Annotated in this window: 20 protein-coding genes and 1 rRNA gene; 5 read left to right on the forward strand and 16 right to left on the reverse strand. The window is 59.2% G+C overall.

The genetic code is table 11. The features are described 5' to 3' along the window. Positions 1–7: 7 nt before the first annotated feature. The 5 genes from AAAX75_RS06190 to AAAX75_RS06210 form a co-directional block, all read right to left on the reverse strand. Positions 8–946, reverse strand: coding sequence for a transketolase family protein (locus AAAX75_RS06190; protein WP_349091454.1), 939 nt, complete (start codon positions 944–946; stop codon positions 8–10). Beyond that, positions 946–1,776, reverse strand: a complete 831-nt coding sequence (locus AAAX75_RS06195; protein ID WP_349091455.1) for a transketolase — start codon at positions 1,774–1,776, stop codon at positions 946–948. The genes AAAX75_RS06190 and AAAX75_RS06195 overlap by 1 nt, the downstream gene beginning before the upstream one ends. 63 nt (positions 1,777–1,839) lie before the next feature. Next, a complete protein-coding gene (gene fsa / locus AAAX75_RS06200) occupies positions 1,840–2,523 on the reverse strand; it encodes a fructose-6-phosphate aldolase (protein ID WP_006235616.1) in 684 nt (227 codons plus the stop codon). 124 nt (positions 2,524–2,647) lie between these two features. Next, positions 2,648–3,922: a class II D-tagatose-bisphosphate aldolase, non-catalytic subunit gene (locus AAAX75_RS06205; RefSeq protein ID WP_349091457.1), complete on the reverse strand. Its 1,275-nt coding sequence runs from the start codon at positions 3,920–3,922 to the stop codon at positions 2,648–2,650. Between the two features lie 144 nt (positions 3,923–4,066). Beyond that, positions 4,067–5,539, reverse strand: a complete 1,473-nt coding sequence (locus AAAX75_RS06210; protein ID WP_349091459.1) for a fructose-specific PTS transporter subunit EIIC — start codon at positions 5,537–5,539, stop codon at positions 4,067–4,069. A gap of 415 nt (positions 5,540–5,954) precedes the next feature. On the opposite strand from AAAX75_RS06210, the gene AAAX75_RS06215 reads away from it, so the two are divergent. Together AAAX75_RS06215 and AAAX75_RS06220 are read left to right on the forward strand one after the other, a co-directional pair. Then, positions 5,955–6,965 (forward strand): LacI family DNA-binding transcriptional regulator, encoded by a 1,011-nt coding sequence (locus AAAX75_RS06215; RefSeq protein WP_040359542.1) that lies wholly within the window; start codon positions 5,955–5,957, stop codon positions 6,963–6,965. Positions 6,966–7,084: 119 nt separating this feature from the next. Further along, entirely contained in the window at positions 7,085–8,068 is a 984-nt protein-coding gene (locus tag AAAX75_RS06220) for a DNA/RNA non-specific endonuclease (RefSeq protein ID WP_349091461.1), read from the forward strand. Positions 8,069–8,197: 129 nt separating this feature from the next. Here the strand turns inward: AAAX75_RS06220 and AAAX75_RS06225 are convergent, their stop codons facing one another. The 4 genes from AAAX75_RS06225 to AAAX75_RS06240 form a co-directional block, all read right to left on the reverse strand. Next, positions 8,198–10,273 carry an elongation factor G gene (locus AAAX75_RS06225; RefSeq protein WP_349091463.1) on the reverse strand — a complete coding sequence of 692 codons (2,076 nt, stop codon included), beginning with the start codon at positions 10,271–10,273 and terminating at the stop codon, positions 8,198–8,200. 310 nt (positions 10,274–10,583) lie between these two features. Then, on the reverse strand, positions 10,584–11,348 hold the full coding sequence (locus AAAX75_RS06230) for an amino acid ABC transporter ATP-binding protein (RefSeq protein ID WP_349091465.1): 765 nt from the start codon (positions 11,346–11,348) through the stop codon (positions 10,584–10,586). Positions 11,349–11,521: 173 nt separating this feature from the next. Then, positions 11,522–12,175, reverse strand: coding sequence for an amino acid ABC transporter permease (locus AAAX75_RS06235; protein ID WP_349091466.1), 654 nt, complete (start codon positions 12,173–12,175; stop codon positions 11,522–11,524). After that, positions 12,175–13,035 (reverse strand): transporter substrate-binding domain-containing protein, encoded by an 861-nt coding sequence (locus AAAX75_RS06240; protein ID WP_006235605.1) that lies wholly within the window; start codon positions 13,033–13,035, stop codon positions 12,175–12,177. The genes AAAX75_RS06235 and AAAX75_RS06240 overlap by 1 nt, the downstream gene beginning before the upstream one ends. Positions 13,036–13,373: 338 nt before the next feature. Here AAAX75_RS06240 and rlmD point away from each other — a divergent pair, with 338 nt between their 5' ends. After that, on the forward strand, positions 13,374–14,810 hold the full coding sequence (gene rlmD / locus AAAX75_RS06245) for a 23S rRNA (uracil(1939)-C(5))-methyltransferase RlmD (RefSeq protein ID WP_349091468.1): 1,437 nt from the start codon (positions 13,374–13,376) through the stop codon (positions 14,808–14,810). Positions 14,811–14,888: 78 nt separating this feature from the next. Here rlmD and AAAX75_RS06250 read toward each other — a convergent pair whose 3' ends face one another. The 5 genes from AAAX75_RS06250 to tilS form a co-directional block, all read right to left on the reverse strand. Next, positions 14,889–15,710: a phosphatase gene (locus tag AAAX75_RS06250; protein ID WP_195234978.1), complete on the reverse strand. Its 822-nt coding sequence runs from the start codon at positions 15,708–15,710 to the stop codon at positions 14,889–14,891. 165 nt (positions 15,711–15,875) lie between these two features. Next, positions 15,876–17,060, reverse strand: coding sequence for a pyridoxal phosphate-dependent aminotransferase (locus AAAX75_RS06255; protein ID WP_196025543.1), 1,185 nt, complete (start codon positions 17,058–17,060; stop codon positions 15,876–15,878). Positions 17,061–17,249: 189 nt separating this feature from the next. Further along, positions 17,250–19,385, reverse strand: a complete 2,136-nt coding sequence (gene ftsH / locus AAAX75_RS06260; protein ID WP_349091470.1) for an ATP-dependent zinc metalloprotease FtsH — start codon at positions 19,383–19,385, stop codon at positions 17,250–17,252. Position 19,386: 1 nt separating this feature from the next. Next, positions 19,387–19,935 (reverse strand): hypoxanthine phosphoribosyltransferase, encoded by a 549-nt coding sequence (gene hpt / locus AAAX75_RS06265; protein ID WP_022093938.1) that lies wholly within the window; start codon positions 19,933–19,935, stop codon positions 19,387–19,389. A gap of 147 nt (positions 19,936–20,082) precedes the next feature. Continuing rightward, the gene (gene tilS, locus AAAX75_RS06270) at positions 20,083–21,621 is read right to left on the reverse strand and encodes a tRNA lysidine(34) synthetase TilS (protein ID WP_349091473.1); all 1,539 of its coding nucleotides are present in this window, start codon (positions 21,619–21,621) and stop codon (positions 20,083–20,085) included. A gap of 48 nt (positions 21,622–21,669) precedes the next feature. Here tilS and AAAX75_RS06275 point away from each other — a divergent pair, with 48 nt between their 5' ends. Beyond that, a complete protein-coding gene (locus AAAX75_RS06275) occupies positions 21,670–22,479 on the forward strand; it encodes an MBL fold metallo-hydrolase (protein ID WP_055310181.1) in 810 nt (269 codons plus the stop codon). 82 nt (positions 22,480–22,561) lie between these two features. On the opposite strand, the gene AAAX75_RS06280 is transcribed toward AAAX75_RS06275, so the two are convergent. Then, entirely contained in the window at positions 22,562–22,993 is a 432-nt protein-coding gene (locus tag AAAX75_RS06280) for an Hsp20 family protein (RefSeq protein WP_316366879.1), read from the reverse strand. A 277-nt stretch (positions 22,994–23,270) separates the two neighbouring features. Between AAAX75_RS06280 and AAAX75_RS06285 the strand changes: the two genes are divergently transcribed. Then, the gene (locus AAAX75_RS06285) at positions 23,271–23,738 is read left to right on the forward strand and encodes a hypothetical protein (protein ID WP_349091476.1); all 468 of its coding nucleotides are present in this window, start codon (positions 23,271–23,273) and stop codon (positions 23,736–23,738) included. Positions 23,739–23,870: 132 nt separating this feature from the next. Here the strand turns inward: AAAX75_RS06285 and rrf are convergent. Next, positions 23,871–23,956, reverse strand: a 5S ribosomal RNA gene (gene rrf / locus AAAX75_RS06290); the annotation flags it as partial.

A 23,956-nucleotide genomic window follows, 5' to 3' on the forward strand; every position in this document is an offset into this window, starting at 1 on the left:
ACCTTCCTTACAACACGGACCTGACCGCAGCTTCGATGCCGTCGGCGTCCAAACCGTACTTGTGCAGCAAATCGACCGCAGGGCCGGACTCGCCATACACATCGCGCACGCCGACGCGACGCATCGGCACCGGATGCTGCTCCGCGAGCACCGAGGCCACGGCCTCGCCAAGACCACCGATAATCGAATGCTCCTCGGCGGTGACCACGCGACCAGTCTTCTTGGCGCTGGCAACCACCAGGCGCTCATCAAGCGGCTTAATCGTGTGCATGTTGATGACCTCGGCATCGATACCATCGGCAGCGAGCGCCTCGGCAGCCTCAAGCGCCTCGGCGACCATAAGGCCACAAGCGATGATGGTCACATCGGACCCCTCGCGCACGACCACGCCGCGACCAATCTTGAACTCATAGTCCTCGTGATCGTTGATGACCGGTGTTGCCAGGCGGCCGAAGCGCATGTAAACCGGGCCCTCAAACTCATAGGCGGCGCGCACACAGGCACGAGCCTCGACGTCGTCGGCGGGAACGACCACCGTCATACCCGGAATCGTGCGCATGAGTGCGATATCCTCGCAGCACTGGTGCGTGGCGCCGTCCTCGCCCACCGAAATGCCGGCATGAGTAGCGCCAATCTTGACGTTGAGGTGCGGGTAGCCGATGGAATTGCGGACCTGCTCGTAGGCGCGACCGGCAGCAAACATCGCAAAGGTGCTCGCAAAAGCAACGCGGCCCGTGGTCGCGATGCCGGCGGCGAGCCCCATCAGGTTGCTCTCGGCAATGCCGGCGTCGTAGAAGCGCTCAGGGTGCGCAGCCTTAAACTTACCGGTCTGCGTGGCGGCGGCCAGGTCGGCATCGAGAACTACAAAGTCATCGCGCTCATTGCCCAGCTCGACAAGTGCCTCGCCATAGCTAACGCGCGTGGCGACTTTCTTGACGTCTGCCATTAGAGCTCCTCCCCTGCTGCTGCGAGCTCGGCCATGGCCTGCTCAAACTGTTCATCGTTGGGTGCCTTGCCGTGCCAGCCCACCTGGTTTTCCATAAAGGAGACGCCCTTGCCCTTCACCGTCTCGGCGATAATGGCCACGGGCGAGTCGCTCACTTTGCGGGCCTCGGCAAAGGCGGCGGCAATCTGCGCCATGTCGTTACCGTCGGTGAGCTCGATCACATGCCACTTAAAGGCGCGGAACTTGTCAGCGAGCGGCATGGCCGAGTTGACTTCATCGATCGTGCCGTCAATCTGCAAGCCGTTGTGGTCGACGACGGCAACAAGATTGTCGAGCGCATGGTTGCCGGCGAACATGGCCGCCTCCCACACCTGGCCTTCCTCGCACTCACCGTCGCCCAGCAACGTGTAGACACGGTAGCCGTCGCCCCAGTGCTTAGCGGCAAGCGCCATTCCAACTGCAGCAGAGATGCCCTGACCGAGCGATCCGGTGGACATATCGATGCCAGGGGCGTCGTTCATGTTGGGATGGCCCTGCAGTCGGCTGCCAATATGACGGAGCGTCTCGAGCTCTTCGACGGGAAAATAGCCGCGATTTGCCAACACCGAATACAGGCCCGGCGCCGCGTGACCCTTGGAGAGCACAAAGCGATCGCGATCGGCCTTGTGAGGGTCGGCAGGATCGATATTCATTTCCTCAAAGTACAGATACGTCATGATGTCGGCAGCACCGAGCGATCCACCCGGGTGTCCCGACTTGGCCGCGTGAACCGCAGTCACGACACCCTTCCTGACCTCATTGGCGACCTTCGCCAGCTCCTGGTTGGTCATACGAATTCCTCTCTTGAGAACAACCCCGGCACCGGATGACGCGATGCCGGGGCAATCCACTCGTTAAGCCTGAGCGACGACCTTCTGCCAGTCAGCCTCAAAAGAGGCGAGGCCCTGGTCGGTCAGCGGATGATGCAGGCACTTCTTGAGAGCGGCCATGGGCACGGTCGCAATATCGGCACCGAGTAGCGCGGCCTGGGTCACGTGGTTGGGCGTACGAACCGAGGCGGTGATGATCTCGACGGTGTCGTCGACGTTCTTGCCCGTCCAGTCGTAGTTCTTAATGCAGGTCACGACGTTGTCGAGCTGCGAGATACCGTCCTCGGCGATGTCGTCGAAACGACCGACAAACGGGCTGATGTAGCGAGCACCGGCGTTGGCGGCCATAAGAGCCTGCGTCGGCGAGAAGACGAGCGTCATGTTGACGCGCACGCCAGCATCGGCCAGCGCACGGCAGGCGGCAAGGCCGGCCTCGCACACGGGAAGCTTGACCACGATGTTGGGGGCGAGGGCGGCAAGGCGCTTGCCCTCCTCGATCATACCCTCGGCAGTGGTCGCGGTAGACTCGGCGGACACGGGCAGGCCCTCGCAGAGCTCGGCAATCTTGAGCATATGCGGCTCAAAGTCGGCAAGCTTGCCGCCGGTCTTGGCGTACAGGGACGGGTTGGTGGTAACACCGGCCAGGCAGCCCCAGCTCTTGGCCTCGGCAATCTCGTCCAGATTGGCGGTATCGATAAAGAACTTCATGGTGAACCCCTTCAAAGGAAGCTAAAACTCAAAAGAATGGGACAAAGGGACTGCCCCTTTGTCCCATGTGCCGGGCCTGCAGCTGGGACATGCCCCAGGCCCGGCGTCGCGTAGGAAAAGCTACTTACTCGGCAAGAGCGGCCTCGATGCGGGTCGTGACGCCCTTGAGGTTAAGACCGACGACGTACTGCTTGATCGGGCGCTTGATGTGTTCGATGACAAAGCGCTTGCCGTCGATGTCCTGAGCGGCGAGGTTGCGGTAGAGCTTCTCGACCTGCTCCTTGACCTCAGGATCGTTGAACGCATAGTGACCGGAGACATCCAGGATCTTCAGGCTGAGCTCATCGTCGGCAAGGATGTCGTCGACCTGCAGGTTGACGTCGTCGCCAGTCATCCACTTGCGCCAGCGCTCGGTCTTGATAGCCTTGACCAGCAGGGTGTGATACAGGTCGGAGGGGTCATCGCACAGACCGTTGTCGACCAGGATCTGCTCGATGGCGCAGAGCTTGAGGTAGGCGCGGGTCTCCTCGGTGCCATACTGCGGAGCAACGTTGGAGGCGGTCACGTGTGCCGGGATGTGCTCGAGCAGCGTCGCGTCGTCCAGATAGTCGGCGTTGTGCTCCTTCAGGCCCACGCCGTAGCGCTTGGCCATATCGGCAAGCTCGCGGGCGTTCTTGAAGTTGTAGTGACCGACCTGCTCCGTCCAGCGGGTAAGGGTGCCGGTCTGGCCGACGATAAAGGTGGGCATGGGGCAGCCGCGCTTCTCGAGCTCGGGCTGCAGCTGAGAAATGAACTCCTCGTACTTATCGGTAGAGGTCAAGCCGCCATTGGTCTCCTCGGTACCGACCTCATAGGCGACCTCGGGCAGGTTATGCTCGCGACGGTACTGCTCAAGGTAGTCGATAAGATCGATCGTGCGGCGAAGCACCACGTCGAGCGGAATAACCTTGCCGATCTGATAGGGATCCTTGGTGGGGTCGACCATCAGCAGGTCAAAGCCTGCCTCCATGTCGGCGACGAAGGACTTGCGGGCGAGCTCCATGGCCTCGTCCTCGGGCAGGTGGGCGTTACGCTCCTCGTCGCGCTGCCACGGACCGCCGTGATCTCGGCACAGGTAGTACGGACCGGTGTAACCCACCTCGTCGGCGACCTTCTTGATGTCGGCGGCAAAGCGCGTCTGGTCCCAACCGTTGACGTAGCCGGCGCCTATCTCGTCCATATCGACCTGGTTGCGGCTAGCAATAAACATGGGCGGGAAATCCTCGTCCTTGGCAAGCTCGAACACGGCCTGAATCAGGTTGGGGCTCATGGGGCCAATGCCGACCATGGTTGCGTGATCGCCGCTATCCTGCAGCTTGAGCATGCCCTGAACGGCCTGACGGATGGTGAGGTTGGACATTTTGTTCTCCTTCTCCAGAGGATTTTTGACAAAAGTTCCCTGGGACCCAGATGTGGGCCCTATCAGTACGGATGGATTTTGTTGTGTAGGGGCGGTTGTGCGGAGTCAAATCCATCCCTCCGCACAACCGGAGTCCTTAAAGGTTTACTTGGCCTGCTTATCGAGCGTGGGCTTCATGGCAATCAGGATTGCAGCGGCGACCACGGCGCCAATCACGATGTCCAGGCAGAACAGCGCGACGTTGTTGGTGGCAAGGGCGACGATAAAGCCACCGTGCGGGACGTAGCAGTCGATGCCCTGGAAGGCGGCAAGTGCCGCACCCACGGCAGAGCCGATGCAAATGCCGGGCAGGGTGTGACCGAGGTCCTTGACCGCGAAGGGGATAGCGCCCTCGGTAATACCGATGCAGCCCATGAACAGCGCGGAGATGCCCATCTGGCGGTCAGCGTCATCGAACTTGTTCTTGGCGATGAGCGCAGCGAGGCCACAGGCGATCGGGGGAACGGCGACGGCGACGCGGAACATACCGTTAGGACCGTAGATACCGGAGGCCATGATGGCCATGGTGAAGGTCGAGGCGGTCTTGTTGATGGGGCCACCCATATCGAAGGCGGTCATAACGCCAATGACCAGACCCAGGACAACTGCGGAACCGCCCTGCAGGCTGCCGAGCACGCCGGTGAGCCAGTCCATCACAAAGCCAAGCGGCGTGGCCAGGATGTAGATATAGGCCATGCCCAGGACAAGCGAGGTCAGAATCGGGATGATCAGGATGGGCATGATGGTCTGGATGGTGTTGTTGACCTTCCAGGTCTTCATCCAGCGGACAAAGTAGCCGCAGATGACCGCCATGATCATGGCGGCCAGGAAGCCGGTCGAAACGCTGTTGCCGTTAGGGGTAACGACTGCGTTGTTGACCAGGTAGCCCAGGACAAAACCGGGGGCGAGCGCGGGCTTGCCGGCCATCGAGTAGGAGATGTATGCCGCAAGCACCGGGATCATCATGGAGATGCCGGCCATGCCGATGGTGTTAAGGCTCACCATCAGCGGGTTCGTAACCTCCATGCCGTTGGCGCCGGCGGTACCGGATGCCAGCGAGAAGGCAAGAAACACGCCGCCGATAACGACGATGGGGATAAAATAGGAAACGCCGGTATTGAATGCATTGAGCAGCGTCTTGCCAGGATCGGCAAAGATAGACTGCTTGGACGCCGGTGTCGGGGCCTGCGGGGCAGCGGAGACGGCCTTCTTCTCTGCCTTGGCCTCGGCCTTGGGCGCGTCAACGGCGCCACCCGTCGCCTTGATGATCTCAATGGCCTGGTCGATGATCTTTACCGGATCGGCGATTACATCCGAGGTGCCGACCTTCAGGAACTTGCCCTCGGCCATCTTCTGCTCAAAACGGTCCTCGTTCTCGACACCCACGTCGACGGACTCCAGGACCAGGTCGGCGGAGTCCACGTCTTCCTGCGTGAGCTCATTCTCGATACCCAGGCCACCCTGAGCCTCGACCTTGCACTCGATGCCACGGGCGGCGCATTCATCCTGAATCGCCTTCTGGGCCATATACGTGTGGGCGATACCCACAGTACAGGCGGCAACGCCTACGATCTTCATTGCTTCCCTCTTTTCATAGAGTTGCGTGCGCAAGACACCGTTTGCGGAGGCCTCCGGAGCATCCCCTGCCGTTTGGACTTGCTGTCTTTTCGACAAGAACAATATAGGTGCTCGTTTTTCTTAATGCCAGCTTATTTCGGTAAACGCGCAGGTCAGAGCGTTGGTTATGCGATTTAGTTATGCGTTTAACCAAAAATGAATCCTGCGATTTTGCCCTCGATTTCAAAAGTCAAGAAGTATTTGATTTTCTCGGTAGACGGCAGATGCGCATGCCGGTCACAAATTTCGACCCCACCCGTATGCCGCATTTGTTGCATACTCATATGAAAGGAAAAAGCCGCTCACCGAAGCGTATCCTTCACCAAGACTCAAAGTCATCATGTTGGAAAATGCTCATCTGTCGGAAGGAGTCGCTGTGGCAAAACAGCGCGTTACGATCGCAGACGTCGCTCGAGAGGCGGGAACCTCGACGGCAAGCGTCTCGTATTACCTCAACGACAAACGAGAAAAGCTTAGCGAGAAGACGCAGAACAAAATCGCGCGCGTCATTAAGGAACTCGGATACGTTCCCAACGCCCAAGCGCAGACGCTCACCGGCAAGCAAACCCACGTCATTGCCATCATCATTTTGGATAACACCAACAAATGGGCGGGGCTCGTTCTCAATGGCATGGAGCAGGTCATGCTCCCCGCGGGCTACCAGACGGTCGTTTGCACGAGCAACTTTAACCCCGAGACCGAGCTCATGTACGTCGACAAGATGCTCTCGCTGGGCGTCGATGGCTTTATCATCCAGCCCACGGCAAACTTCAAAGCCGTGCATGACCGCATTAGACGCGCCGGCAAGCCGGTCGTCTTTTTCGATGCGGCCATCTATAGCCCAGGTACCAGCTGGATCAAAACCAACCTTTACGACGGCGTGTACAACGCCACACAGGCACTCCTCGACGCCGGCTACGAAGATTTCTTTTCCATTGCCGCCAACATGACCGAAATGCGCACCCGCATGGAGCGTTTTCAGGGGTATGCCGAGGCGCTGGCAGCGAACGGGCAGCTCTACAAAGCGATTCCCATCGATCACAACAAGCCGTCAATCAACGAGCTCACCGAATACTTTAAATTCAAGTTCAATCCCGCCAAGCGAACCCTTATCTTCGTGCAAAATCAGTGGGCACTTCCCCGTGTCTACAAGGCCCTCCAGCCAATGGCCCATCTGCTTCCGCAGCAAATCGGCCTTTTGGGACTCAACTGCGAAGACTGGACTAATCTCACCACACCGACCGTCTCCACCATCATCGAGCCCGTCGACCAAGAAGGTCGCGAAGCAGCCGAGATGCTGCTCGCCCTACTTGACGGAAGCAGCGAACCCGGCGAGCAGCGCATTCTCGAGTGCAAGCTCAACTGGCTCGACTCCACCTCGATCTAGAACGCGGGACAAATGAATCAGTAGCGTCTATCCCAAATCTTGAGTATTTGTTCGACAGAACGGCCCCTGCCGGCTCCTGCTAGACTGGTAGATTCCCAACCGTCCATCCAGGAGCCTCAATGTCGCGCAAGCCCGCCTACAAGCAAGTACTTTCCATCGGCACCGCCGTGGTGCTCGGGTTTGCGCTGTTTACGGGATCGCTCGACGGAGCGCCCAAGTTGCTGTCGCCGCAAAGCGATGAGCAGGCGGTAGCTCTGGCCGAGAAACAAAACGAAAGTCCCAGCCGCACCGACGACGAGGCGGACCTGGTCGCTCGGCTCGAATCGGGAACGGCGAGCTCCCCGGACCCTCAAAACGGCCAGGACCCTGGCGATGGCTCCGATTCCGCCGCAACCGACACCGGCGACGGCGCTTCCGCGGACAGCGCCGCCACCCCCATCGACGAGGTCGAAAACCCCGACCTCAACCGCGCCCGCGGTGTTTATCTCAGCAGCATTCCCGACTACGCCGGCAACCCCTACGTTGCCCTTCGCGCCGACAGCACGCACCCGCTCGGCACGCCGTCATTCACACTCGATGAATACGATCGCGCCACCGAAGAGGGCTGCTTTAAGAAATTCTCCAAGCTCGACAGCCTGGGTCGCACTCGCAAGGCGCTCGCCTGCGTAGGCCCCGAGTCGCTCGGACAGGGAAAGCGCGGCGATATCTCGCGCATCCATCCTGCCGGTTGGCACCAGCAGCGCTACGACTTTATTCCGGGCCAGAGCCTCTACAACCGCTGCCATCTCATCGCCTGGTCGCTCTGCGGCGAAAACGCCAACCGCAAGAATCTCCTCACCGGCACGCGTTATCTCAACGAGACAGGCATGCTGCCGTTTGAGGAGCAGATTCTCGGCTACATCCGCGATACGGGTAACCATGTGCTCTACCGTGTCACGCCCATGTATAACGAAGAGGAACTTATCTGCCGTGGCGTGCGCCTTGAGGCGCAATCGGTCGAGGACCACGGCAAGACCCTCTGCTTCCACGTATACTGCTACAACCTGCAGCCGCACGTGCAGATCGACTACGCCACCGGCCGCAATCAGACCTCGGGAGTTTAGGGCCGACCAAGCTGCCCGTAACCCAAAAAATGATCCGTTTTCCTCCGTCCCCAAGGAATCAAATAAGGCCGCCCCGGTTACCCAGGGTGGCCTTTTCGTCAGCACCTACATTGCAGGCAAAATCGCACGCTACTTGGCGCGACCCTCCTCATAGCGCTCGACCAGCTTGGCCTGAACGTCATAGGGAACCTGCTCGTAGCCAGCGGGCTTCATGGTAAAGTCACCCGTGCCGCGCGTGATAGAGCGCAGGCGCGTCGAGTAATCCGCCAGCTCTGCCAGCGGCGCCTGGGCAATGACCACGGTGTCTCCGCGCTCATCGGTCTCCATGCCCGTCACGCGACCGCGCGAGGCCGAGATGTCGCCCATCACGGCGCCGGCGTAGCTCTCGGGGATAGTCACCGTAATTTCCTCGATGGGCTCCAGCACCACTGGGTCGGCATCGGCACATGCCTTGCGCAGGCCGATGCGAGCCGCCGCGCGAAACGCCATCTCGTTGGAGTCGACGCTGTGATACGAGCCGTCGTACACAGCCACGCGAATGCCCGTGAGCGGGTAGCCGGCAATGATGCCGTCCTTCATGGTCTCCTGGACACCCTTGTCCACGGCAGGGATCAACGAACGTGGAATACGGCCGCCTACGACCTCGTCCACAAACTCATAGCCATCGCTCGTGCCGTCGGGTCCGATGAGCGGCTCAACGCGCAGCCAGCAGTCGCCATACTGACCGGCACCGCCAGTCTGCTTCTTGTGGCGGCCCTGGGCGCTCGCCGTGCGGCGGATGGTCTCGCGATACGGAATGCGGATCGGCACGCTCTTGGCCGCGACCTTGGTACGGTCCTCCAAACGGTTGAGCAGCACCGAAACCTGCGCCTCACCCACGGCGGAGATAATGGTCTGGCCGGTCTCCTCGTCGCGGTCGATGCTCATGGTCGGATCAGCCTTGCAGGCCTTCTCGATAAACGTGTAGAGCTTCTCTTCGTCGCCGCGGTTCTCGGCCTCGATGGCAATGCGGTACTGCGAGTTGGGAAACTTAAACGCCGCGGCCTCGACCTTACCGGTAATCGAGAGCGTGTCGCCCGTCTCGGCAGCCAGCTTGGGCGCCACGATGATGTCGCCGGCATAGGCATGGCCAACCTCGGTCATATCGCGGCCGCACATCACATACAGGTGAGCCAGACGGTCGCCCTTGCGGGTACGCGCGTTGATCAGCTCAAGACCCGGCTCAAGCGTACCCGTCAGCACCTTGATAAAGCTGATGCGACCCTGCTGCGGATCGGCCAGGGTCTTAAACACAAACGCCACCGGACGGTCATCGTCGCTCGAGATTTTGAGCGAATCACCGTCGATGAGCGGCATCTCGCCGTAGTCCGTCGGCGCCGGGAAGTACGTGGCGATGTCGTCCATCAGCGAGTTGACGCCCTGCTCCTTAATGCAATCGCCCGCAAAGACCGGCACAAAGATGCGCTCGGCAATCGCCTTCGACAGCAAGCCCTCAAGCTCCTCCTGCGTCAGCGTCTCCTCGCCTTCCAAGTACTTCATCATCAGTTCGTCGTCAGCCTCGGCCACCAGCTCGCACAGATGGTCATGGGCCTCCTCGGCCTGGGCACGATACTCCTCGGGAATCTCCGACTCAACGGCTTCGGCGCCGTTGCAATGGCGCGCCTTCATGCGCACCAGGTCGATGATGCCGTCAAAGTCCTCGCCCTCGCCCCAGGGAAGGGTCACGGCGCCCAGTCGCGTGCCAAAGCGCTCCTGCAGCAGGTCCATCGTGGTCGCAAAGCTGGCCTCGGAGCGCGACAGGCGGTTTACGAACACCGCACGCGCCAAGCGCAGGTCCTCGGCGGCATACCAGAGCTTAACCGTCGTAGGCTGCGGGCCGGCCTCGGCGTCGACCACAAACAGGGCCGTCTCGCAGACGCTCATCGCGGCAAAGGCGTCGCCGATAAAATCGGGGTAACACGGGGCATCGAGCACATTGATGCGCGCGCCCTTCCAGTCGATCGGCGCGATGGTCGTCGAGATGGAAAATGCACGCTTGACCTCTTCGGGGTCATAGTCGAGCGTGGGCTTGGTGCCGTCGTGGCCGCCCAGGCGGGCGGTCTTGCCGGAAAGGTGGAGCATGGCCTCGGCGAGTGAAGTCTTGCCCACCCCGCCTTGGCCTACGAGCACCACGTTCCTTACATTGCCGGTCTTGGGAGCACCCATGATGACCTCCTTGCAGGGCCGCGCGCATTGCGCGACGCCAACGGGGAGAGTTCGCGGTCGGTGCCATCCCGGGAGCAGCATGGTCGGCAGCCGAGCCGACTCACCCTCCAAATGTCCTATGCCACCACCCTACCCTCACGGGCGACCGTCCATGCACACCTTTCGGCACACGTATGAATACAGGCGGCGAGAGGAAGAGACAAGCTTGTGAGGCGATTATTGAACCCCGCCGATGCAAACAAAAAGCCGCCACAGACCGTAAGACCTGCGGCGGCTTCGCCTCAATTAATAGTTGAGCAAATACCTGAGCCTATCCCTCGATACGGCTCAAAAACTCACGCGTGCGCTGCTCGCGCGGATGGTCGATAACCTGCTCGGCCGGACCCTCCTCGACAATGCGGCCTCCGTCCATAAAGACCACGCGATCGGCAACATCGCGCGCAAACTGCATCGCGTGGGTCACGATCACCATCGTCATATTCTGCGCGGCAAGGTCTTTAATGACACGCAGCACCTCGGCCGTTAGCTCGGGATCGAGCGCCGAGGTCGGCTCGTCAAAGAACAAGATTTCCGGGTCGAGCGCCAAGGCGCGGGCGATACTCACGCGCTGTTGCTGACCGCCCGAAAGCTCACACGGAACCTTGTTCTCGTTGCCCACAAGCCCCATCTGAGCAATCAATTCATGCGCACGAGCTTCCGCCTGCTCGCGCGGGCGCTTGAGAACGCGGATCGGCGCATCGGTGATGTTTTTCATCACGGTATAGTGCGGGAACAGATTGTAGTTCTGAAACACCAGGCCGAATCGCGAGCGCGCCTGCCTGGGCACATCGCCCTTCGCATAGACCGCGCCCGAACCCGCATCCGTCGCAACGGCAAGGTCGCCAAACGAGAGCGAGCCTCCGTCGAGCGTCTCGAGCAGCGTGGCACACCGCAGCAGCGTGGACTTGCCGCCACCCGAAGGCCCGATAATCGCCACGACCTCTCCACGCTTTACCTCGAGCGAGATATCCTTGAGCACCTCATTGCCGCCAAACGCCTTGCGAGCGTTCGATATTTTCATTACCGTTCCGGACACGGGAACCTCCATGTGTTTAAAAAGTCAGCGAGCGTGTGACTGGCGAGACAATGTGCTCCGAAAGAGGAGCGCCGCGTACTTCTGTACGCAAGCGACGGCTTGAGGAGCAGATTGGCCGTCAGGCACGCGCGCAGCGTCGAGCAGTCCGCCGTTCGCTAGAACGGCGGAACGATCTAGTCATGGTAGTAATCCAATTTTTTCTCGGCGGCGCCCAGCAGCATCTCGACAACGAAATTAAAGACCCAGTAAATCAGCGCCGCAATCGCAAACGGCACCATGCTCACCTGCGAGGCGACCAGCGCCTTGGCCGTCGAGAACATCTCACCCACGCCAATGGCAAACGCCAGCGACGTGTCCTTGACCAGCGTGATGATCTCGTTGCCCATCGCCGGCAGAATACGCTTGGCGACCTGCGGCATCACGATATACAGAAACGTCTGCACGCGCGAATAGCCCAGCACCTCGGCAGCCTCGTATTGACCGCGCGGAATGGACTGCAAGCCCGAGCGATAGATCTCGGCAAAGTAACCGGCGTAGTTGATGATGAACGCCACGACGCACGCCGTCCACTTGGAATCGGGCGTGAGCGAAATGCCAAACACGTAATACGGGGCAAAGTAGATGGCAAACATCTGCAGCATGAGCGGCGTGCCGCGCATGACCGAGATATAGATGCGCGCAATCCAGCGAAGCGGCGCGATTTTGCTCATGCGCATAAACGCCACGGGAATTCCCAGCGGAATCGACCCCAGCAGCGTCAACACAAACAGCTGCAAACTGACCAAGAACCCCTGGCCAAGCATCTGCATCATGACCTGAACAGACATTACTTGAGCACCCAATTATCGAAAGACAAACCATAGCTTGAATATTTATCGCAGAGGTCCTTGACCGTGCCGTCCTCGTAGAGCGCCTTGAGCGACTCGGCTACAGCATCGGCCGACTTGGTGTCGCCCTTCTTAAAGCCAACGGCGTAGTGCTCGCTGGACAGCGGCTCATCAAGCTGCGTATAGGCATCGGGCTTGGCGGCAAGCTGATACTGGGCAATCGAAAGGTCGCACGCCACGGCATCGACCGCGCCGCTCTCGAGCTGCATAAAGGCCGTGTTGTACTCGCCGATCGTGTCGAGCGTGGCAAACGTCGCTGCCAGATCCTTCTGGTCACCCTCAAGCACGTCCTGCGCAGCGGAATCAGTCTGGGTAATCACAGTCTTGCCGGCAAGATCGTCCCAGCCCTTGATGCCCGCATCCTTCTTGACCACCAGCACCTGCTCGTTGAGCATGTACGGCTCGGAGAACGTGTAGTCGTCCTCACGGCCCTCCATGGTAAAGCCGTTCCAGATGCAGTTGATGGCGCCCGAGTTAAGCAGCGTATCCTTGGCGTCCCAGTCGATGGCCTCGTATTTGACCTCCCAGCCCTGCTTATCGGCAACAGCCTTGGCCAGATCGAGATCAAAGCCGGTGTACTCGCCATCGTCGCCCACAAAGCCGTACGGAGGATAGGACTTATCAAAGCCCACCACGAGCTTCTTGGACTCCGCAGCGCCCTTCACATCCTTGGCCGCGGCAGAGCCAGCAGCGGAGCCCTTGCCGGCACCACCGCCGCAACCGACAAGACCAAGGCCAAGCACCGTAGCGAGCGAGCCGGCTAGACCAACAAACTGACGACGAGACATATCGGTGTTCATGGTATCCCCCCTTGATGGCACTTTAGTTAAGTAAAGTGATTCGTGTAACGTTCAGAATCATACACTTTAGCGTGATAGAGCACAAGGCGAGTTTGCCCGCCGCGTGAGGGGTGTGGGGGTTAAGTTTCCTGCTCTACAGTCCTGCTCACGACGGAGGCCACATTAAGTGGCCTCCTGTTCGTGCGGAACTCGCGATAAACTTAACCCCCACACCCCTCACGCGGCGGGCAACCGTCGTTGGGCTTATCACTGGCACGAATAAACCGCTTGCATATCGTCTGCTGGCTTGGCACGGTACAATACTTGCAGCTTTAATTCATGAATTAGTGGAGTTATTGATGGCAGAATCTCGTGCGGAGCGTAAGGCTCGTCGTGCTTTGATCGAGGCGGCTGAGGGGTCAGAGGAGAAAAAATCTTCTACGAAATCCAAGTCTTCTAAAGCTGCAAAAAGCAAGTCGGCTAAGGCCAAGCGTCCCGGCTCTCGTCGGAACGAGGATAAGGCATCTCAGACTCGCTCCAAGCGCTCGCATAAAGATCGGGTTTCGTCTGCGCGTAAGGCTGTGGACCCCAAGTCTCCCTGTTCGATCATGAAAGCTTGCGGTGGGTGTACGGCGCTCAATCGTCCTTATAAGAAGCAGCTCGCCGCCAAGCAGGCTGCTATGGAGGAGCTTTTTGCTGCTCTTTGCGAGCGTGAGGGTATTAGCGTCGACCCCATTCGCGGTATGGGCGTCACCCTGGGCGACCCGGGCAAATATCCTGCGCCGCGTGGCTTTCGTCATAAGGCTGCCACTCCCTTTGCTCCCGGTAAGGAGGGCGCTGTCCGTTGCGGTTTCTTTGAGCGCGGCACGCACAAGATCGTTGCCGTACCCGAATGCCCCGTCGAGGCGTCGGGCGCTCGTCAGATTCTCAACGGCATCGCACGCGAAGCTGAGCGGTTGCATATTCCCGCCTTTAACGAGGACAAGCATCTGGGCTTGCTCCGCTATGCCGTCGTCCGCTGCGGTTGGCGTACCGACCAGGTCATGGTCACGCTCGTGACCGCTCAGCGCGACTTGCCGCATGCGCAGGAGTTCTTTGAGGCTGTCGCCGCACTCGATCCGCGCATCGTCACCGTCGCCCAAAACATCAACGGACGTCCCGGCAACGCCATCCTCGGCGAGGAAACCCGCATCGTGTATGGCGCCGAATGCATGCGCGACCAGCTGCTCGGCTGCGAATTCGACATCTCCCCCACCGCGTTTTATCAGACCAACCCGCAACAGACCGAGCTGCTCTATCAGCTCGCTATCGACGGCATGGATTTGCACCAGGGCGATGTGCTCATGGATGCCTACTGTGGCAGCGGTACCATCGGTCTTTGCGCAGTTAAAGATGCCCAGAAAAAGGGCATCGGCATTATGCTGCTCGGCGTGGAGCGCAACCCGGCGGGCATTGCCGACGCACGTCGCAATGCCGAGCTCAACGGCCTCACCCGCAGCGCCTGGTTTATGGCCGACGACGCCACCGATTGCATCCTGGATGCCGCCGATAACAACGAGCGGGTCGATGTCCTTTCCATCGATCCGCCGCGCGCCGGCTCTACCCCCGAGTTCCTCGAAGCTGCCTGCGCGCTTAAGCCGCGCCGCATCACCTATATCAGCTGCAACCCCGTAACTCAAGAGCGCGACCTGCATCAGCTCCTCGACGGAGGCTATTGCCTGCTCAAGATCACGCCCGTCGACATGTTCCCTCACACCGACCACACCGAAACCGTAGCGGTCCTCGAACGCCGATAACCGACCTCAGTAGATTTTTGGGACAAGAAAGGGGGCGACCCGCCTGGGCCGCCCCCTTCGCTTGGTTTATAAACTCCGCTACATCCCATTGCGCAGATCGCACACGCCGGCTGCCGCCATCTCGCGCAGCAGCGTCTCGCGGTCGCGCGTCACGATCAAATCTAGCGGGAAGTGAATCTCGTCGAGCATCTTGCGCGCGTGATCGAGCTTGCCAATGGCCATGCCAATGTGGGCATCGGTTGACACGCCAATGCCCACGCCCAGCTCGGCGCAGCGCTCGGCGATCTTGCGGCATACGGCCCAATGCTCAGTGTCGACACCGTGTTCAAGACTATGGTTGTTGATCTCGATAATCTTGTGCTTGGCCTTAGCTGCCAACAGCACCTCGTCGATATCGAACGGCACGCCCGAACGCCCCGTGTGACCCAGCATGAACACCTTGGGGTGCTCCAGGGCATTGATATACATCTCGGTCGTCTGGGCCAGCGTCGCGCCTTCAGCAATCTGCGGATTATGCACGCTCGCAACCAAATAATCCAAATTTCGCGTAACCAAATCGAACAGCGAATGCTGACGGCTGTACGAATCACCGGCAATATCGAGCGTGACAGGAGTGTCCTCGCCAAACAGGCTTCCGTCCAGCGAAACGATATCGGCCTCGGCACCACGCAGCACCAGCACGCCGCTCCAAATGCGCGGCCAGATATCCTGGTTGATAAAGAATTGGTAACTGCGCAGGTCATTGGGGCAAGCCGTAACCATAGAGCTCAGATGGTCGGCAGATCCGAGCACCTGCAGGCCACGCTCTGCCGCCCAGTACACATTCTCCTCAATGGTCGAATATGCATGCGCAGAGAATATCGTATGGGTATGAATGTCACAAGAAAGCAGGTAGGGCATCAGGTCTCCTTATCTGGCACGGCCGTCGCTTATATTCATTGTACGCATAGCCTTCGATAGTCGTAAAACCACTCCATCCCAAAGACACAACGTCCATGACAACGGGGTCTGGCTTAACACCAAACCCCGTTTCACGTAAAACATTGTAGGCAGAGCGCTTTACTTTTAACGATACTCGTCCGCCAACTGTTTCCAAGCGGGTAGCGAATTGATAATCGTTTCGTAACTCACGCAATAGCCCAGGCGGAACCAACCCGGCATACCAAAGCTGTCCGAGGGAACCGCAAGCAACTCATACTTCTTTGCACGCTCGCAAAACGCATTCGCATCGGGTTCCAGCGCCTTCACCCACAGGTAGAATGCACCATCCGGCTCAACATAGGTGTAGCCGTACTCCGCTAGTGCGTCGGTAAGCGCGGTGCGGTTGCGCGCATAGGCCTCGACATCGCTCGGCTCATCGATGCAATCGATGATTACGCGCTGGAAGAGTGCCGGTGCGCATACAAAACCTAGCGTACGGGCAGCACCCGCAACAGCCGGCATCAGACGGGCAGCCTGCGGATTGGTGTTGGGAACCAAGATCCACCCCACGCGCTCGCCCGGCAGCGACAGCGACTTGGAATACGAGTAGCACACGATGGTGTGCTCGTAGATCGAGGGCACCCAAGGCACCTCGGCACCGTACACAATCTCGCGGTACGGCTCATCCGAGATGAGCATAATCGGATTCTCGGGATCGCGCTGAGCGTTGGCCTCGCGCAGAACATTGGCCAGTCGCGTCAGCGTGTCGCATGTATATACGGCACCGGTCGGATTGTTGGGAGAGTCAATGATGACGGCCGCCGTCTTATCGCTGATCGCCTTGAGCACGTTGTCCACGCTCAGCTGGAACGTATCTTCATCGGCGAGCGCCTCAACACACGTACAGCCGGCCTTCTCAATCCAAACGCGATACTCCGGAAAGTACGGGGCGATAACAATAACCTCGTCGCCCGGGTTCGTAACGGCGTTGAGCGTGCAGGTGAGCGAAGCCGCGGCACCCACCGTCATAAATACGTCTTTGCCCTCATAGCTCGTGCCAAAGCGGCGGTTGAGCGATTCGGCCACAGCGGCACGACATTGCGGCAGGCCCGGTGCGGGCGTGTAGCCGTGCAGCTGGTCGCTCGGCAGCTCCAGGGCCTTCTTAATCGACTCAGCCACAGCAGCGGGCGCCGGAACGCTCGGATTGCCCAGCGAAAAATCGAATACGTTTTCCGCACCGATCTGCGCCTTGCGCTCAAGGCCATAGCTAAAAATCTCACGGATGATGGAGCTTTCCGCGCCGCGAGCATACATAGTTTCGTTGATCATCTGTTCCCCTTTCGCATAGGCGCTATTGTACGCTTTAGCCGAGCAAAGTGCCGCAGCAATGTTGATTGGGGACAGACTTAAATGCGTGAAAACGCTCATTTAAGTCTGTCCCCAATCAACAGACGGCCCCATATCGCTCAAAAGAAAAAGCCTCCGCAGGTTTCCCCGCGGAGGCTTTCGCCACAAAGACTATTTGTCGGCGTCGGCGTCGGCATCGACGACGGCATGGTCATCGCCAGCATCATCGGATGCGACTTCGGCATCCTCCTGCATGGCCGCCTGCGCAAAGGCCGCGGCATCAGCCGCCAGCTCTTCCTCGCTCATACGGGGCGTGCGCTTCTTGGTCGGCATGCCGGCCGCCTTGGCATTGCGCTCCTCCTTGGCCGCCAGGATATCGCCCTCGCGCTCAAGGTAGGCGTCCCACTCGTTGTCGAGCAGGGCGTTCACGGCGTCACCCTCGACGGTCTCGCGCTCGAGCAGCACCTTGGCCATCAGGTCGAGCTGATCGCGACGGGCATCCAGGATCTCGACCGCACGACGATGGGCCTCACGCATAATGCGCTGGACCTCAATGTCGATGCGACGCGCCGTCTCCTCAGAGTAGTCCTGATGATCGGCATAGTCGCGGCCCAGGAATACCTGATGCTGCGCCTCACCAAACACCTGCGTTCCAAGCTCCTCGCTCATGCCCAGGCGCGTGACCATCTCGCGCGCCATCTTGGTCGCGCGCTCCAGATCGTTGCTCGCGCCCGACGTGATGTCGTCGCACATGAGTTCCTCGGCAACGCGGCCACCCAAGAACACGGCGAGCTCGTCGAGCATCTCGTTCTTGGTCTTGAGGAAGTGGTCCTCCTGCGGAAGCTGCAGCGTGTAACCCAAAGCCTGGCCGCGGCTGACGATCGAGATCTTGTGGACCGGATCGGAGTGCTCCAGGATGTGACCCACTAGGGCGTGACCGCTCTCGTGGTAGGCAATCGTGGTGCGCTCGGCCTCGGTCATCACGCGACCCTTGCGCTGCGGTCCGGCAATCACGCGCTCCATCGATTCCTCGACCTCGTCCATCGAGATCACGGAACGATGGCGGCGGGCAGCCAACAGCGCAGACTCGTTGAGCAGATTTGCCAGATCGGCACCAGTGAAGCCAACGGTCATCTGGGCGAGCTTCTCAAACTTAACGTCCTCGTCCATCGGCTTGTTCTCGGCATGCACGCGCAAGATCTGCTCGCGGCCCTTCACATCCGGACGGTCGACCGTAACCTGACGGTCAAAACGACCGGGACGCAGCAGCGCCGGATCCAGTATGTCGGGGCGGTTGGTGGCGGCGATCAGGATGACCGACTCGCTTTCCTCAAAGCCGTCCATCTCGACCAGCAGCTGGTTGAGCGTCTGCTCGCGCTCGTCGTGACCGCCGCCCAAGCCAGCTCCGCGCTGACGTCCCACGGCATCGATCTCATCGATGAAGATGATCGACGGGGCCTGGGACTTGGCCTCCTTAAAGAGGTCACGCACACGGCTGGCGCCGACACCTACGAACATCTCGACAAAGTCGGAACCCGAGATGCTAAAGAACGGCACGCCCGCCTCGCCGGCAACGGCCTTGGCCAGCAGCGTTTTACCGGTGCCCGGAGGGCCAACCAGCAACACGCCACGCGGGATCTTGGCGCCCAGCTTGCGATAGCGATCCGGATCGCTCAAAAAGTCACGGATCTCCTCGAGCTCCTCGACTGCCTCGTCCACGCCGGCAACGTCTTCAAACTTGACCTTGGGGCGTGTGGCCTCGTTGGTCTTGGCGTTGGTCTTGCCAAACTGCATGTTCCTGTTGTTGGCGCCCATCATCTGACGCATAAAGTAGAACATGATGGCGATAAGGGCGATCGTCGGAAGCACACTCATCGCCAAGTCGCCCCAAAAATCGGGATCGTTGGTGTTGACGATGTACTTGGTATCGGGGTGCTCCGCCATGAGCTCGGCAAGCGAATCGGAGCCGACATAGGTCGAGGAGAAGCTCTTGAGCTCGCTCGTATCGCCCTTGTCCTTCTTCGTCTTCCAGTAATGACCCTTCACGCTTCCGTCTTGAACCGTATAGGTCAGATCTTCGACGCGATCCTGCTTGATGGCGCTCACCATCTCGCTCGTCGCGAGCTTAACGGTATTGCTGGAATTGGCAAAGCCGGAGCCCATGTTAAAGAAGGCGTAGCCCAGAAGCGCGCAAGCCAAAATAAAATACAGCCAGCCCGTACGCGTGGGCTTCTTGCCTCCGGGCATCCCCGGGATCTTAGGCTCCCGGGGAGTCTGGGAATTGTTATCGTTATGGTCGTCGGGCATCTTACGAATAAACCTCCGGTTTCAAAATGCCCAGATACGGAAGGTTACGATAGCGCTCGGCATAGTCGAGGCCGTAGCCCACCACAAAGGCATCGGGGCAATGGGTTCCAACATACTTGGGCGTGATGGCCGAGACGCGGTCCTCAACGTCCTTCCACAGGAAGGCGGCGACCTCCAGAGAAGCGGGCTTGCGGCTCTCGAGGTTCTTCATCAGATACTTGAGCGTCAGGCCCGAGTCCAGAATGTCCTCGACGATCAGCACGTCGCGACCGCGGATGTCGATATCCAGGTCCTTAATGATACGCACGATACCCGAGGACTTCACACCGTCGCCATAGCTCGAAACAGCCATGAAATCGATGTTGGTCGGCAGCTCGATCTTGCGCATCAGGTCGCCCATAAAGACCACGGCGCCGCGTAGGACCGCGATCAGCACCAGATCCTTACCCGCGTAGTCGCGCGTAATCTCCTCGCCCAGGCGAGAGACGATACCGTCGATATCCTCCTGCGTAAACAAAACCTTCTCGATATCCGGATGTTGAGAAGCCATGACAACCCTTTCTTGTGCTTATCGCCCACACACCGCCGTATGGACGCGAACTTCACATTCTAGCAGCGCACGGGGAATATTTTCCAGCCCGTACGCCATCAGCGCGGGAATACCGTCAACGTCGCACAGAATAGCTGGCGTGGGACGCTATTCCGCAACGACCACACGAAGCAGATATGCCACGCGCGTTGCGGCCGTGCACTTAAAACGCTCGTCCGCGCGAACTCCGGCGACCCACACCACGGCACCCCCCGGCGCCGTCCTCACCATGGGCACGCCGGCGCGCTCGGAAACGGGAATGCGAGCCTCACCTAGCAAATCGGATACTTTCTTGCTTCGGCCACTCATCCCTAACGGGCACATCACGTCTCCCGGCGCGGGACCGTCCACCCACAGGCGCGCCAATCGCGCCTCGGCAGGGATCTCGCCACGCGAGCCCGCCAGGATCCGCTCACTATCGCTGTCGGCAAAACCCAGGGCAGCCGCGTCTACCAAAGCTGTCACTTCCCCGGCAGCCGCAAGCTCACGGGCGCGGCGCACGATATCGCATCCCGGCTCAACAGCCATCGGTTCTGTGACCAGCATACGTCCCCCGCCCAACGGCAAACGACCGGGTACGGTAACCCAGCCCGCGACCAGGCCCTCGCGAGCCGCCGGCGCCTTAAACGCCAGCATGCCAAACTCAATGCGTGCGTCAATCCCCGCCGGAAGCGTGACCGAGCCGGTGCCCTCGGCAACGCAGGAAAGGACTCGCTCCACATGTCGCATCTCGGGACGAGCGTCCGGATCGATGCGCTTAATCGCCAGTCGCACGATGCGCCGCGCGATTACCACCTCGGCCGCAGCCAGGCGCCTGGCATCGAGCACCAGCGCACCCGCTGCCTCTTTGCGCAAACAGCTTCGAAACGCCTGTGCCGACAGCTGGGATAGAAACGCATCTTCATCACCCAAGATCTCACAGGCGGCGCCAATCGTCTTGCACACGCTCGCATTACGCTGTGCCACCACCGGCATTACCCGATGGCGCACGTAGTTTCGCAGATACGAGATATCCTCATTGCTCTCGTCTTCACGCCACGGCTGACCATGTACCTGTAGATAGCCCACGAGCTCGCCATGAGTTAGGTCGAGCAAGGGACGTACCACGATATTCCTCCGGCGAGGAATGCTCGATAGGCCAGCGGGGCCCGAACCCTTAATCGCGTTCATCAAAAACGTTTCCGCGCGATCCGAAGACGTGTGCGCGGTGCAGATACGAGCCGCCGTTCGCGGTGCCCCCGTCTGGGCGCAGAGCTCGCGAACATACCTCCGCGCCGCGGCATAGCGCACTTCGCGGGCCGCGGCCTCAATATTGCCCGACTCCCCATCAAAATAAGCGTGCTCCACGCACAGCGGTAAACCATATTTCGCGCAGAGCTCACGCACAAAGGCCTCGTCGCCATCGGACGCCTTGCCGCGCAGATGATGGTTTACATGCAGCACATGCAGGCGCTCGCGAGCAATGGGGGCAACACCGCGCCCGTCTTGGATATCCAGCTTTGATGTGCACGCCATAAGAAGCAGTGCCGTCGAGTCCGCGCCGCCTGATACCATGAGCACGACAGGAGCAGCCTGCTGCCTCGTTCGGGTCTCATCGACTGCCCCGGGCACGGCATGGTGTCCGTAATGCTGTGATACCGTAGGCATTTGCTTCCTCCTCTATTCGTCCGCACCCATTGTATCCTTTGGAATCTTATGTCTCGTCTGCACCTTCATATCCTTGGCAGCGGCTCAAAAGGCAACTGCGCGCTCATCGAAGGCCCCCGGGGGCTCATCATGATTGACGACGGTCTTTCTCGCCGCGAGACATTAAAGCGCATGGCAGAACTGGGACTCTCGGCAGACAACGTCTCGGCTCTTCTCATTACTCATGAGCATAGCGATCACATCAAGGGTCTCGATGTCTGGTGCAAGCACTGGCACGGTCCCCTCTTTGCCAGTAGGGGCACACTTTCGAGCAAAGAAAATCTTTCGCATCTGCCTGTCGAGGAATTCGACCCCGGTGACACCCTATCCATTGCCGGCATCCACGCGCAAACCTACTCAACATCACACGATGTCATAAATCCAATCGGCTTTCGATTCGACGCCCTCGATGATTCCATCGGCTTTGCTACCGACACCGGAGAGCTATCGAGCCAAGCCATGAACACCCTCAAAGATTGTCGAGTCCTCGCGCTCGAAAGCAACCACGATGTGACCATGCTGCGCGAGGGAGAATATCCCCGCTTTCTTCAGGAGCGCATCCTGTCTGCAAGGGGACACCTCTCCAACGGCCAAGCCGCCGAAGCCGCGCGCGAACTTGTTACCGATCGCACCGAACAGCTCATTGCCATGCATATCAGCCAAGATAACAATCGTCCGAGCCTTACCGTCAAAAGCTATGCCAAAGCTCTAGCCGCAACCCTGGATGACGAGCTCGGCAGCTCCGCCACCCTTCTCCAAGGATCGCGAAAACTCTCGATACGCCCCGCAAGCCAGTATCGGCCAGCAACCATTCAATAGACTGTCCTAAACAGCAAAAGGGGCCGGGAATCGCTTCCCAGCCCCTTTTGTTGTCTTTTAATAGCGAAGAACACCAACGAAGTTATTCGATGGAGATCTTCGTAACGTTCTTCTTCTCGACGATCTTGGGAACCGTAACGGTCAGGATGCCGTCAGCGTACTTAGCCGAGAGGCCCTCGCTCGAAGCGTCCTTAAGATACACGCCACGCGTCGCGCTGTACGAGCTGAACTCCTTCTGCAGGAAGTTCTTGCCCTCGTTCTCCTCGTCTTCCTCGACATTCACGCTAATGGACAGACGGCCCTCGTTAAGCTCGACATCGATATCGTCCTTGGCGACGCCGGTCAGATAAGCCTTGACCTCATAGCCATCGCCCTTATCCTCAACGTCAACGGGGAACGCCTTAGAGGCAATCGAGCTGTTCACTAGGTCGCTCATATCATCAAACAGATCGAACAGCGAGCTTGCAGAGGGACGAACGCCAAAAACCGAACGATAAGGAACCATGCTTGCCATGTTTACCACTCCTTTATAGGACTGCCGAGTCATCTTCCAGGTGACTGGGACTTCTTTTGACGCTCTTATATATGCCCACCCAGTGCTCATATATACATCGACTATAAAGTTTTTTGAGTCCAGTACTATAAGCATATCTAAGTGCGTATGACTTAGGTTTTAGGAAGGTTAAGGTTCTTTGAACCAGAGCTTAAATACCGAGGATGTCCCCAGCTACAAATAACAAGGGGCTTACAATGAGCGCGTACACGTTGTTAGTAACGAGCTAAAGGGCATCATGGACGACCAAAACCAGAACAATATGTTTATGCCGACGCGGGGGGAAGATACTTCCACGCAGCCGCCACGGTTCCATCGCCCCCACATCTCGCAAGAGCCCATTAATGATCCGGAGCCCGAGTATGTGACGAGAAATCGATATCAAACACTCGAGGATGCCCAAACGGGGCGTAAACATATGGGCGTCGCCTCGGGAGACCCTGTATATCTGAAAGACGCACCATTATCTAAAAACAGCGCAGCTAGTGATGAGCCGATGAAAGCATCCGCCACTCATCAACAAAGAGGTCCTCGACCAAAGCAAACCTTGACGCATTCGGCTCGCTATCTCGAAACGCCAAAACAGGGAAAATCAATCTTCGTTTCATCAAGTAAACGACGCAAGCAGCATCGACTGACAATCCTGCTTTTGATCATTGTGGCCATAGCAGTTGCCCTTGTTATTCGATTTATCTTCTTTAAATAAAGGCTGAATACCAAAAACGATAAGATCGTCTGGTGTAATAGAGTCATTTACGCCCCATAAACGCAAAAAGGGGGGAGGCCGCGAGGCCTCCCCCCCTTCTCAGTTCAAGCGTACGGCTCGGTGCCGTCCACCGGTCAGCGGCGCCCTGGCCTCCCACGGGCTGACCCCGCAGTACTCTCGGCGCGATGGGGCTTAGCTTCCGGGTTCGGAACGGGACC

Origin of the sequence: Collinsella sp. CLA-ER-H7, from assembly GCF_040092345.1 — a bacterium.
Taxonomy (GTDB): Bacteria; Actinomycetota; Coriobacteriia; order Coriobacteriales; family Coriobacteriaceae; genus Collinsella.

What these genes read in the sequence shown, in the direction of transcription:
- AAAX75_RS06285 (WP_349091476.1), top strand. Translation starts at nt 23,271, where the DNA reads ATGGACGACCAAAACCAGAACAATATGTTTATGCCGACGCGGGGGGAA.
- AAAX75_RS06210 (WP_349091459.1), bottom strand. Translation starts at nt 5,539, where the DNA reads ATGAAGATCGTAGGCGTTGCCGCCTGTACTGTGGGTATCGCCCACACG.
- AAAX75_RS06255 (WP_196025543.1), bottom strand. Translation starts at nt 17,060, where the DNA reads ATGATCAACGAAACTATGTATGCTCGCGGCGCGGAAAGCTCCATCATC.
- AAAX75_RS06195 (WP_349091455.1), bottom strand. Translation starts at nt 1,776, where the DNA reads ATGACCAACCAGGAGCTGGCGAAGGTCGCCAATGAGGTCAGGAAGGGT.
- AAAX75_RS06225 (WP_349091463.1), bottom strand. Translation starts at nt 10,273, where the DNA reads ATGGGTGCTCCCAAGACCGGCAATGTAAGGAACGTGGTGCTCGTAGGC.
- AAAX75_RS06220 (WP_349091461.1), top strand. Translation starts at nt 7,085, where the DNA reads ATGTCGCGCAAGCCCGCCTACAAGCAAGTACTTTCCATCGGCACCGCC.
- AAAX75_RS06190 (WP_349091454.1), bottom strand. Translation starts at nt 946, where the DNA reads ATGGCAGACGTCAAGAAAGTCGCCACGCGCGTTAGCTATGGCGAGGCA.
- AAAX75_RS06280 (WP_316366879.1), bottom strand. Translation starts at nt 22,993, where the DNA reads ATGGCAAGCATGGTTCCTTATCGTTCGGTTTTTGGCGTTCGTCCCTCT.
- AAAX75_RS06275 (WP_055310181.1), top strand. Translation starts at nt 21,670, where the DNA reads ATGTCTCGTCTGCACCTTCATATCCTTGGCAGCGGCTCAAAAGGCAAC.
- AAAX75_RS06250 (WP_195234978.1), bottom strand. Translation starts at nt 15,710, where the DNA reads ATGCCCTACCTGCTTTCTTGTGACATTCATACCCATACGATATTCTCT.
- ftsH (WP_349091470.1), bottom strand. Translation starts at nt 19,385, where the DNA reads ATGCCCGACGACCATAACGATAACAATTCCCAGACTCCCCGGGAGCCT.
- hpt (WP_022093938.1), bottom strand. Translation starts at nt 19,935, where the DNA reads ATGGCTTCTCAACATCCGGATATCGAGAAGGTTTTGTTTACGCAGGAG.
- tilS (WP_349091473.1), bottom strand. Translation starts at nt 21,621, where the DNA reads ATGCCTACGGTATCACAGCATTACGGACACCATGCCGTGCCCGGGGCA.
- rlmD (WP_349091468.1), top strand. Translation starts at nt 13,374, where the DNA reads ATGGCAGAATCTCGTGCGGAGCGTAAGGCTCGTCGTGCTTTGATCGAG.
- fsa (WP_006235616.1), bottom strand. Translation starts at nt 2,523, where the DNA reads ATGAAGTTCTTTATCGATACCGCCAATCTGGACGAGATTGCCGAGGCC.
- AAAX75_RS06240 (WP_006235605.1), bottom strand. Translation starts at nt 13,035, where the DNA reads ATGAACACCGATATGTCTCGTCGTCAGTTTGTTGGTCTAGCCGGCTCG.
- AAAX75_RS06235 (WP_349091466.1), bottom strand. Translation starts at nt 12,175, where the DNA reads ATGTCTGTTCAGGTCATGATGCAGATGCTTGGCCAGGGGTTCTTGGTC.
- AAAX75_RS06205 (WP_349091457.1), bottom strand. Translation starts at nt 3,922, where the DNA reads ATGTCCAACCTCACCATCCGTCAGGCCGTTCAGGGCATGCTCAAGCTG.